This is a genomic window from Acinetobacter sp. YH12251 (assembly GCF_013417465.1).
Classification (GTDB): domain Bacteria; phylum Pseudomonadota; class Gammaproteobacteria; order Pseudomonadales; family Moraxellaceae; genus Acinetobacter; species Acinetobacter amyesii.
In genome coordinates, this window is sequence record NZ_VPDZ01000007.1 from 202,707 (window position 1) to 213,444 (window position 10,738).

Annotated in this window: 10 protein-coding genes; 4 read left to right on the forward strand and 6 right to left on the reverse strand. The window is 41.2% G+C overall.

Annotated elements, in window-relative coordinates; translation table 11 throughout:
- Positions 1–311: 311 nt before the first annotated feature.
- Positions 312–1,175 carry a LysR family transcriptional regulator gene (locus FTV27_RS08155; protein WP_078189725.1) on the forward strand — a complete coding sequence of 288 codons (864 nt, stop codon included), beginning with the start codon at positions 312–314 and terminating at the stop codon, positions 1,173–1,175.
- Positions 1,176–1,373: 198 nt separating this feature from the next.
- Here the strand turns inward: FTV27_RS08155 and FTV27_RS08160 are convergent, their stop codons facing one another.
- The 3 genes from FTV27_RS08160 to FTV27_RS08170 form a co-directional block, all read right to left on the reverse strand.
- On the reverse strand, positions 1,374–1,616 hold the full coding sequence (locus FTV27_RS08160) for a DUF2789 family protein (protein ID WP_078189726.1): 243 nt from the start codon (positions 1,614–1,616) through the stop codon (positions 1,374–1,376).
- A 96-nt stretch (positions 1,617–1,712) separates the two neighbouring features.
- Positions 1,713–2,186, reverse strand: coding sequence for a DUF2628 domain-containing protein (locus FTV27_RS08165; protein ID WP_180077936.1), 474 nt, complete (start codon positions 2,184–2,186; stop codon positions 1,713–1,715).
- A gap of 92 nt (positions 2,187–2,278) precedes the next feature.
- Positions 2,279–2,935, reverse strand: a complete 657-nt coding sequence (locus FTV27_RS08170) for an HAD family phosphatase (protein ID WP_180034967.1) — start codon at positions 2,933–2,935, stop codon at positions 2,279–2,281.
- Positions 2,936–3,116: 181 nt separating this feature from the next.
- Between FTV27_RS08170 and FTV27_RS08175 the strand changes: the two genes are divergently transcribed.
- Together FTV27_RS08175 and ptsP are read left to right on the forward strand one after the other, a co-directional pair.
- Entirely contained in the window at positions 3,117–3,596 is a 480-nt protein-coding gene (locus FTV27_RS08175) for an RNA pyrophosphohydrolase (protein WP_078192761.1), read from the forward strand.
- A 77-nt stretch (positions 3,597–3,673) separates the two neighbouring features.
- Positions 3,674–5,968 (forward strand): phosphoenolpyruvate--protein phosphotransferase, encoded by a 2,295-nt coding sequence (gene ptsP / locus FTV27_RS08180; protein ID WP_180024480.1) that lies wholly within the window; start codon positions 3,674–3,676, stop codon positions 5,966–5,968.
- Between the two features lies 1 nt (position 5,969).
- Here the strand turns inward: ptsP and FTV27_RS08185 are convergent, their stop codons facing one another.
- Together FTV27_RS08185 and FTV27_RS08190 are read right to left on the reverse strand one after the other, a co-directional pair.
- On the reverse strand, positions 5,970–6,155 hold the full coding sequence (locus FTV27_RS08185) for a hypothetical protein (RefSeq protein ID WP_078192875.1): 186 nt from the start codon (positions 6,153–6,155) through the stop codon (positions 5,970–5,972).
- A gap of 193 nt (positions 6,156–6,348) precedes the next feature.
- Positions 6,349–8,010, reverse strand: coding sequence for an acyl-CoA dehydrogenase family protein (locus FTV27_RS08190; RefSeq protein WP_180077939.1), 1,662 nt, complete (start codon positions 8,008–8,010; stop codon positions 6,349–6,351).
- 91 nt (positions 8,011–8,101) lie between these two features.
- On the opposite strand from FTV27_RS08190, the gene FTV27_RS08195 reads away from it, so the two are divergent.
- Entirely contained in the window at positions 8,102–8,710 is a 609-nt protein-coding gene (locus tag FTV27_RS08195; RefSeq protein ID WP_111884098.1) for a TetR/AcrR family transcriptional regulator, read from the forward strand.
- A 491-nt stretch (positions 8,711–9,201) separates the two neighbouring features.
- Here the strand turns inward: FTV27_RS08195 and FTV27_RS17345 are convergent, their stop codons facing one another.
- Positions 9,202–9,591 carry a hypothetical protein gene (locus tag FTV27_RS17345; protein ID WP_180077941.1) on the reverse strand — a complete coding sequence of 130 codons (390 nt, stop codon included), beginning with the start codon at positions 9,589–9,591 and terminating at the stop codon, positions 9,202–9,204.
- Between the last annotated feature and the right edge of the window lie 1,147 nt (positions 9,592–10,738).

Consider the following 10,738-nt stretch of genomic DNA (forward strand, 5'->3'; position numbering starts at 1 on the left):
CCTCTTTAATTCAAACGGTTAAAAATACTTTTCAGCCCTATATTTTTTATATTATGCATAACTGTGGTTTCTGTTTAAAAAACAACTTTGTAACAGCGCATTTGAGCTGAAAACGTCACAGCTCAATCTCGAATCATGCAACAATCAAGCACTCGAATAACGCTATAGAACTCGGAAAATCCCCTCAGATTTAACGCGTAGTATGGCTTGAACGCCTAGTTTTAAATCAAAAGATACAACTTTTCCTTTGATTTATTCTTAAAATATTATAACAATGAGACTGCGCATAAAAATTCTTTATAGGAATGAAGATGAATCTCGCAGCCTTTGAAGCCTTTGTAAAAGTTATGGAAACTGGTTCGATCTCCTTGGCAGCAGATCAGCTCTTCATTACGCAACCTGCTGTGACCAAGCGTATTCACAGTTTAGAAGAATACTTCGGTGTCAAACTTTTTGAATCAGCGGGTCGTGGTGTTCAAGCGACGCATGCAGCAAACTCTCTCTTGCCAAAAGTGAAAAGCTGGCTGAATGAATTGGGCGATATTCACCATACGCTCAGCCATGAGCAAGGTCAGGTTCAAGGTAAACTGAAAATTGGTACCAGTCATCATATCGGCTTACACCATTTACCAGCGCATTTGCGTCAATATGTGCAACAGTTTCCGGAAGTAACCTTAGATGTACACTTTGTTGATTCTGAACAGGCCCATGAGCAAGTTTTGGCTGGCGACTTAGAATTGGCATTTTTAACTTTACCGCCACAAGGTGACAGCCGTTTAAAATACATCACGACATGGAATGATCCACTGGTATTCGTGGTTGCACCTTTCCATCCTTTGGCGCAAGTTGAGCATTTAACCTTAGAAGATTTGATCCAATACCCAAGTCTATTGCCTGCGGCGCAAACCTATACCAGTCAAATTACCTTAGCTGAGTTTGAAAAGTATGGACTCAAGCCCAAAGTCACCATGAGCAATAACTCACTTGAGTCGATTCGTATGTTGGTTTCCATTGGTCTTGGTTGGTCAGTCCTTCCTAAAACCTTATTGAACCAAGATTTAAAACAACTGAATTTACCTTCAAACATGAATCGTCAATTGGGCATGGTATGGCACCCAGGCCGTACTCAGTCACTTGCTGCACAAAAGCTGGTTGAATTGATGAAACACATCTAATTCATTTTTTTGCCTACAAAATTCAATTATTAATCAAGCCACCGCTATGGTGGCTTTTTATATTCATCTGTTTAAGCATTTAGAAAAAGCGAATAATTTTCTATATGTTGAATGGTCGCTTAAATTTCTTTTGCATTAAAAATGGGATCGCCTATTTCAGCCGATCCCATTAAAAAAACCAAGGAAGACCTGTCGGTTTTATTTCGTCAATGAATCTTCATGTAATGATTCATTCAATTGATCGACAATAATCGCCCACTCACCATCTGACTTAATTTTTTCGGCCAAGAACTGGCGCTGAGCATCTGTCCAATAATCTGCTTCGGTAATTTTAGTTTGGGCACTGAGTTGATGCGTCACGATAAATAAAGCAATCGCGTCTTCACTCGAATCTAAACCCAGTTGTTCAAATAGATGAGTCATGCGTGGACGTACACTCATTGTCATTCTCCGTGTTAAAACTTATTGTTTATGGATACAAAATTATTCTGTTTTAAGGATATAACACGGAACGAACACGCACTCAATTACAGAATACTATAGCGGTGAAAATTGAATAAAAGGCAAACTGAGCATAATCATCACGACAGATTGAATAAATACCAACAATAAAGGCAGCCCCCAGTTCACTCCTCCTTCTTCAGCAAACACCTGTTCACTATATTTCGGCTGCTGCATATAGGCTTTGGTCTTTTGCACAGCAAAATCGCTATAAAGCCGCTTTCCGATCCCTGCGAGTATGAGGTTAGGAATCAAGGCTAGCCCCATCAAGACTTGTTCAGGCACACCGATGATGAGTGCCAACATGCTAATCAAAAAACCAACCGCAAAGAATAAGAAGAAATAGCGGTACATCTTTCGATAGAGTAACCAATAGGGTCCAAAAATTAGCCCTGCCCAACTCAGACCATTGTTCTGTCCAACTTGTTGTTCAATGAAATTTAAATAAGATTGAGCACGTGGCCCAATAAAGATTTGAATTAAATGTTTAAAAGAAGCTTCTGTCTGCATACGGAGCGATAGTTCAAATAAGTGAGTCGAGGGTTAATCAAAAGAACATCAAATAAAAAAGCATCTCAAGATGCTTTTTTTCCTGTTCATCTTTAGGCTTGAATTGACCAGTCTTGAATGTCCCAACCTTGTTCTTTTGCTAGGACCTCTAAGCGATCATCTGGATTGACTGCAATTGCATGATCCGCATATTCCAATAAGAATCGATCATTGATTGAATCTGAATAGGCCCAGGATTCTGTCACATCACGACCTTCTAACCATTGATTCAAACGGACTAATTTGCCCTTTTGATAGCACGGAGTATTAATTACTTTACCTGTATATTTCCCATTCACAACTTCGGCATTGGTCGCAATGATTTCAGTAATGCCGAATTCACGAAAAATCGGTGCGGTAATAAAATCAGACGTTGCGGTGATCCCGACCAATTGATGCCCTGCATCTTGATGGCGCTGAATGGCAGCATAGCCCTCTGGACGCATTTGCGCACGAATAACTTTTTTCATAAACAACTGATGTAACTCAGTTAAGTAGGCATTGTCATGTTGGGTTAAAAACTCAAATACAAATTCGTTATAGGCAATCGGGTCAAGCTGGCCTTTTTTATAATCATCATAAAATTTGTCATTCATGGCACGATGACGAATTGGATCAACCAAGCCTTCATTGACCAAAAACTCCCCCCAAGAATGGTCTGAGTCGGTATTTAATAAGGTGTGATCAAGGTCAAACAGTGCCAATTTCATGAAAATACTCGTAAAAGCTGAAATTTAAGAAAAAAATTGTAAATCTATCTCCGCTAGTCGATAGAAATTCGTTAAGATCATAACAATTTTAACATTTTTACACTTTGCTTTTTCGAGATGGACACAGAAATAAACGTCCCCGCGAGCAAAGTCATAAATTACACAATATTTAGGTAGCCAAATGATCGATTCAGAAGGTTTCCGACCCAACGTCGGGATCATTTTGGCAAACGACATTGGACAAGTTTTATGGGCAAAGCGCATTGGTCACAATGCCTGGCAATTTCCACAAGGAGGTATCCAACATGGAGAAACCCCCGAACAGGCACTTTACCGTGAGCTGAGAGAAGAAGTTGGCTTACTGCCCGAACACGTCCAGGTGATAGCACAAACCCAAGGGTGGTTGCGCTATCGTTTGCCACATCGGTATATACGTACCGATTCAGCCCCCGTTTGTATTGGTCAAAAGCAAAAGTGGTTTTTATTGAAACTGACAGCTTCAGCACAGCATATTCAGCTTGATTTGTCAGATCCACCTGAGTTTGATCAATGGCAATGGGTCAGCTATTGGTACCCATTAGGACAAGTGGTGAATTTTAAACGCGATGTATATCGTAAAGCCATGGTGGAACTGTGCAGTCAGCTTCCACAAAAGCCGTAAAAATTTGCAGAATGGATGCAGATTTTTAGGATGAGTGTTGTTATAAATAAAGCAGAATAAATTTTGGAGCAGACACGATGTCGAACATGCAGCTGGATACATTAAGACGCATAGTCCAAGAGATTAATGCGTCAGCCAGTTTGCATGAATCTTTAGACATAATGGTCAATCAAGTGGCAGAAGCCATGCATGTGGATGTCTGCTCAATCTACTTGCTTGATGAACGAAACCATCGTTATTTACTGATGGCTTCTAAGGGTTTAAACCCTGAAGCCGTTGGGCATGTCTCTTTGCATACCAGTGAAGGTTTGGTCGGCTTAGTTGGACAACGTGAAGAAATCGTCAACTTAGACAATGCTCCCAAACACGAACGCTTTATGTATCTGCCAGAAACGGGAGAAGAAATTTACAATTCCTTCCTCGGTGTTCCGGTAATGTATCGCCGTAAAGTTATGGGTGTCTTGGTGGTTCAAAACAAAGAACCTCAAGACTTTAGCGAAGCTGCCGAATCCTTCCTCGTGACCCTATGCGCTCAACTTTCAGGGGTGATTGCTCATGCACATGCCGTCGGCAATATCGAAGTCTTTCGTAAGCCGAATAATCTGCCAGCGTACAAAACCTTCCAAGGCATTTCAGGTTCAGGCGGTATTGCCCTAGGTCGAGCAGTTATCCTATATCCACCTGCTGACTTGGCGTCAGTCCCTGATCGTGAAGCCGATGACATTAGTGAGGAACTCGAATTACTCGACAATGCCATAGACGCAGTTCGCCAAGAAATTCAGTCGCTTGATGAAAAAATGCAAGATGCCCTCATGGCTGAAGAACGCGCATTATTTAGCGTGTTCTTACGGATGCTCGATGCCAATGCCCTCCCCGCGGAAATCAAAAGTGAAATTCGCGACGGTAACTGGGCACAAGGTGCTGTTCGCATTGTCATTGATAAACACATTGCGCTCTTTGCACAGATGGAAGATGACTATCTCCGTGAGCGTGTTTCAGACTTAAAAGATCTGGGGCGTCGTATCTTGGCCTTTTTGCAAGAAGCAGATGCTAGTCACCGTGAAATCACCGATGAAAGTATTTTAATTGGTGAGGAAATTTCTACAGCTGCTTTGGTTGAACTCCCAGTCGATAAAATCGCAGCGATTGTGACCACTGAAGGTGCCATGAACTCACACATGGTGATTGTGGCGCGTGCCCTCGGCATTCCAACTGTAGTCGGTGTGACTGAACTGCCAATTAACACCCTCGATGATGTCGAAATGATTGTCGATGCACATCAAGGTCGTGTATTCATCAATCCACCTCGTCGTTTACGCACACGTTATAAAGAGATTCAAAAAGAAGAAGAGCAAATTGCTAAAGATCTGAAGCAATACGAAACCAAAGATGCCATCACCCCTGATGGCGTCGCGGTTCGATTGTTTGTAAATACAGGCTTGATGATCGATGTAGTTCGCGGTGTACAACGTGGCGCCAAAGGTGTCGGTCTATACCGTTCTGAAATTCCATTTATGCTGCGTGATCGCTTCCCAGGTGAAGAAGAACAGCGCGCGATTTATCGTCAACAGCTCAGTCATTTTGCCAATAAACCCGTAGTGATGCGTACCCTCGATATTGGTGCAGATAAAGACCTACCTTATTTCTCGATTGAAGAAGAAAACTCTGCACTGGGTTGGCGTGGGATTCGCTTTACCCTCGATCATCCTGAGATTTTTTCAGCCCAAATTCGTGCCATGCTCAAAGCCAGTATTGGCCTGAACAACTTGCATATTTTGCTGCCGATGGTGACCAGTGTCAGCGAAGTCGAAGAAGCGTTGTATTTGCTCGATCGTGACTGGCAAGCGGTGCAAGAAGAAGAACAGGTGAAAATTACCAAACCCAAAATCGGCATCATGGTCGAAGTACCGAGTGTGCTGTTACAGATCGATGAATTTGCTGAATTGGTTGACTTCTTCTCAGTGGGATCAAACGATTTAACCCAATATTTACTTGCGGTTGACCGTAATAACCCACGTGTTGCCAATGTCTATTCACACTCACACCCAGCCGTACTTCGTGCGCTGACTCGTTTGGTGCAAGAATGTCATAAATACGACAAGCCGATTAGTATTTGTGGGGAAATGGCTGGTGATCCACTCACCGCTATTTTATTGATGGCAATGGGCTTTAATACCCTATCGATGAGTTCGAGTAATATCCTGAAAGTTCGTAAAGCCATCTGCCATGTGCCGATGCCAGATGCAAAAGAGCTCTTGGATCGTGCCTTAAGCATGAATAATCCACTGATGGTGAAAAGCTTAATGGAGTATTACTTTAAGACTCATGGTCTAGGTGATATGGTGAAATCAGCGACACGAATAGTCAGTTAAATTATAAAAATACAGACCAATAAAAAGGGAGATAGTCATTTGAGTATCTCCCTTTTTTATGCTTGTCATAGCCACGTTTCGCATTTTTCTTTCGATCTACAAAAGTTTGGCTTTTGTTAAAATCATTCATGTGTTTTGCCACGAAGTTGCGAACTTCAACTTCTGGCAGGACTTTTTTCTTTGCCATTTGCATTCACCTTTTGCCTATACAGCACCTTCGTGCTGTAGTGCATATATTGGTCTATTTTTAGATTTTTTCAAGCACTTTCCTATGGCTTTTTGATACAGCGTAGTTAGTCCCATGTCCATAAAAAATTGTTTTCCCACATTATTCCCATCTCCGAAACCCTCTCCCATTAAGAGAGGGAAATACATTGTATTTAACTTGCGAAAGCCCGTTCCAACAAACGCTCTACATCGACCATTTTGGCATCCAACATCCCCACCACTTGCCCGTATTTCGCACTATAACGGCTTTGAATAAAACCATTTGCTACATAATCAGGCGCATAGCGTTTCAATAACACCGCTTGTGCAAGTACCGTTAAACGGCTGACTAGGCTACGCCCCATAAATTGTAAATCTTCAGGCGATTGATGGAACAACCTGAACAAGTCCTGCAATTCTGTTTGCAAGCTTTCATCTGTACTTGCTGTACTGGCCAAATCTTTAAACAGCACCTCAATAGATTTAGGATCACGCCCAATCGCGCGCAGCACATCTAGGCACATAACATTGCCTGAACCTTCCCAAATGGTATTCACAGGTGCTTCTTTAAAAATGCGCGCCATGATGCCGTTATCAACATAGCCATTGCCGCCAAAGACTTCCATCATCTCACCAGTTAGTTCGACTGCACGTTTACAAATCCAAAACTTAGCTGCTGGGGTCATAATGCGTTTCCATGCCACAGACAAGGCATCATCTGATTCATAGCACTGCGCCAAATGGAAACTGAGCTGCGTCGCTGCTTCACTCTCTAAAGCCAAATCTGCCAAAACTGCACGCATTAAGGGTTGTTCAATCAAATGTTTACCAAAAGCCTGACGCTGACGGGTATAGGCAATGCATTGCACCAAAGCTTGACGCAGCATGGCGCTCGAACCGACCGAACAGGTCAGACGGGTGTAATTCGCCATTTCAATAATGGTTGGAATGCCACGCCCTGCCTCACCAATCATAATGCCCCACGCATTTTTGAATTCGACTTCCGAGCTTGAATTACTGCGGTTACCGACTTTTTCTTTTAGGCGTTGCACCTGAATATTATTCTTCGTGCCATCTTCCAACCAACGTGGCACAAAGAAACAAGCCAAGCCATCTTGTTCGGTTTTTGCCACCACCAAATGCGCATCACACATTGGTGCAGAGAAAAACCATTTATGCCCTGTCAGCAAATAAGCTTTGCCTCGTCCTGTTTCTGCCATAGGCACAGCTATAGTTTCATTAGCACGTACATCTGAACCGCCCTGCTTTTCAGTCATGCCCATACCGAGCCAAATCGACTTTTTCTGCGCAATCGGTACATCGCGTTCATCATATTCAGTCGATAGTAGTTTCTCTCCAATTTTGGCCCACAGTTCAGGTTCACGCTGAATGAGTGGAATACTGCCGAGTGTCATTGAATTTGGACATAAATTGCCGCACTCGACCTGACCTGCTAAATAAAAACGTGCTGCCCATTCCACCCATTTTGCCTTGGAATTTGGCTGATTAAATGGATGTGCATGGGTATCAAACTGGCGGTTGAGTCCCATCCATTTATGCCATGAAGGATGAAACTCGATAAAGTCAGTACGGCGGCCTCGCGCATCGAAGGCATGTAAAATTGGGGTATGTTTGTTGGCTAAAGCCCCATGCTGAAAGTATTCACTCGAACCTGCCACTTTGCCCATTTCGCATAAAGTCGGCTGATCATGGCTGCTGCAGCGTTTTAAGATTTCATGTAAAACCGTATCGCTTGAAAATAGATTGTAGTTTTCTAGTTCATCAAATTGGTTGCTGATTTGATGCGTCATCCATGGCTGTTCTAATGTATTCATCGTCTATATTTTCCACTTGTTCTTGTTTGCTTTTCATTTCAGTATAGAGAAAATTTAAAGCATAGACGTTCGGTTTTCAGCGCTTAACAATATGAAGAATTCAGCCATTCAGATACGGCGTAAGCCTCGTCAATCACGTGCAAAGCTCACCCAAGAAGCCTTACAGGAAAGTTTTGTTCGGCTTTTGCATGAGCGCCCTGCCGACAAAATTACCATTCGTGAAATTACCGACCTTGCAGGCGTTGGCTTAGGGACATTTTATGAATATTTTTCCAAGAAGGAAGATTTGATTGCGCTAACCATTCATTTGCATGTGAAACACAATGCCGAACAGATGAAAACTTATGCACAATCGCTGATGAAGTTATCCACAGATTTGGATTTTCAAGAGTATTTACAGCAAATCATCCACTTTCAAATTGAGCAAATTCAAGCGCAGCAGTTTTTATGGTCACAGGTGTTTTTATTGGAACGGCGGATTTCAGATATTGAAAGTTACCGTAAAAGTTATGTCATGATGGTGCAAATGTGGCAACACATGCTTAAGCCTTTTATAAATAACGAGGAAAAGCTCAAGCCAATGGCTTTAAATATACAAAGAGTGTGTTATGGCTTTGTGTCGCAAAGCTTGTTGATCGTACCCAACTTTACTGAATGGGATGAATTAAAGCGAGATATAATTCATATGTTGCGCGATTAGACTTCGAGGACAAGTCTAATGACGTTTCAAATGCATCGGTGAATAAAATAAAGTCATGTTATTTACAAAAAAAACCCGGCTCTTAAACCAGTTATTTTAGATATTTAGGAAATTCATTTTTACGGTAGAAGAAAATCATTCATCACTTGGTTCATCCTTCAATAAAAGTGCTTTAGAAGTTAAGCTTTTATTGCCAGCTTACTTATCTCATTTATACGCCTTTGCAATGCTGGCCAGTTGTAAGCTCTTTAAAAATTCAGCCGTATATTTTGGACTATGGCCTAATGCACCCCGATGATAGCCATTTGGGATCGCCTGATAGACTACTGGCAATTTTTATTTGCACAATTTCTGGTAATAACTTTGAGTACCAAGGTGATCGAGTAAATGGTCTGCGGCGCCTTAAACAAACATCAGTGTTACGGTTAGGGTCTTATATTCAATCGACTGCCGTTTTAAATAGCTTAAGGATGGCCTTAAGTCTGAATTTTTTAAAAGATTGGCTGAGGTGCTTGTTTTAACTCAGTTTGTAGTTCTGACAAACAGCGTTTACGGGCCTGATTTAATAAAGACCGCATATCTGGACTAACCAGTTGATTTACATTGATCGATGGATCTGCTGCGGCTGCTCCCAACAACACGATTGGGAAAAATGCCGCTACATTGGTATCTGGATTTGGATTGGTTTCTACGTATTCAGCAATACATTCATATTGATAACCACCCGGTGCCAAGGGTATTGCAGCTTTAAGATTCAATTCAAGCGCATCTTTTTGTCCCTGAGCTGCAACCGCAATAGCAGCTGCACCACCTTGACTACGCCCCGTCAGCATCCAGTCTTTACTAAATTGCCTCGGCTTCCAAGAATGCAATGCACGCACAGAATGCACCAAATTATAAACTTAACTGACTACATTCATATGAGGGTGCAGTTTTGGCTTACCCAGTCCTTATAATCTGTTGCAACCACTACATAGCCATGCCTCAAACAACTGTCGATTGCACCATCTATGACTAGTTGCAAACTATATACAGGCCCATTGTATAATCACTTGAAGGAGCACTTGTATCAGCCACATAGTCGTGCCATGTGCTCATGCCAATACGGTCCAGTCTTGTTTTAGTGCTTATCCTTTTGGGAGTAAAATATATCCCGAGGTCAAAATGGGTTCGCCATTAACCCCCTCAACTACGATATGCGATCACGTAAGGTTGCCTAGTATGTTAATATGATGTAGGAATCGATTCAAGCTGGAGTGACACCACCTGACCTGACAACAATAAAGATAGGTGTGCCCACCATCACCCCATAAAGAATTTATTTACAATTTTCTAAAACAACTTAGACCACTTGCCAATATTTCTTCAGCTCTATTTTTAGCTTATTTTAAGTATTAAATAATGTCTTTAATGTTGAAAAACTCTGCAATATTAACAACATAAAAATGTCTTTCATTAACTAGAATCAGCTAAAAAAACCTATATTAAGGCCAAAATCCATAATAAAAATATGGGTTTAAATATTTCATCCTGTTCTACCTATCATAGCGATATATTTGAGTTTAATTCATCGATAAAATATTAAAACAAAATATATAAACAAATAATTTAAATTCAATAACTTGATTCATCGAATTAACCATTTATTCAAAACTATTTTTCCATTTGTCAAAAGCCACAGAAAGCTTTAGAGTCAATGAGTAAATAAAGATTTTTAAGCTTTTAACGGCTACAGTTTTATGACTTCTCTTCGATTGATTGCTGCTTGAAAAATTTTAGAATGAGAGAAAAACTGTTGTCACATTGTCACTTTAAAATGAATTAACAAAACGGTTAATGTCATGTGCTGTTGAGCGTGTTATCAATTGAAAGGTTATAACTCCCAACTTTAATACATGATTCTCTGTACACGACAAATTTCACAGAACCCTTATCCTATCAGGATTCTGCTTTCTTAAAATTGCCAAAATTTCCTTAAACTCTTCTTTTTTCCCAAAACCAATTAAACGCTGAATCGCCATTTGAACA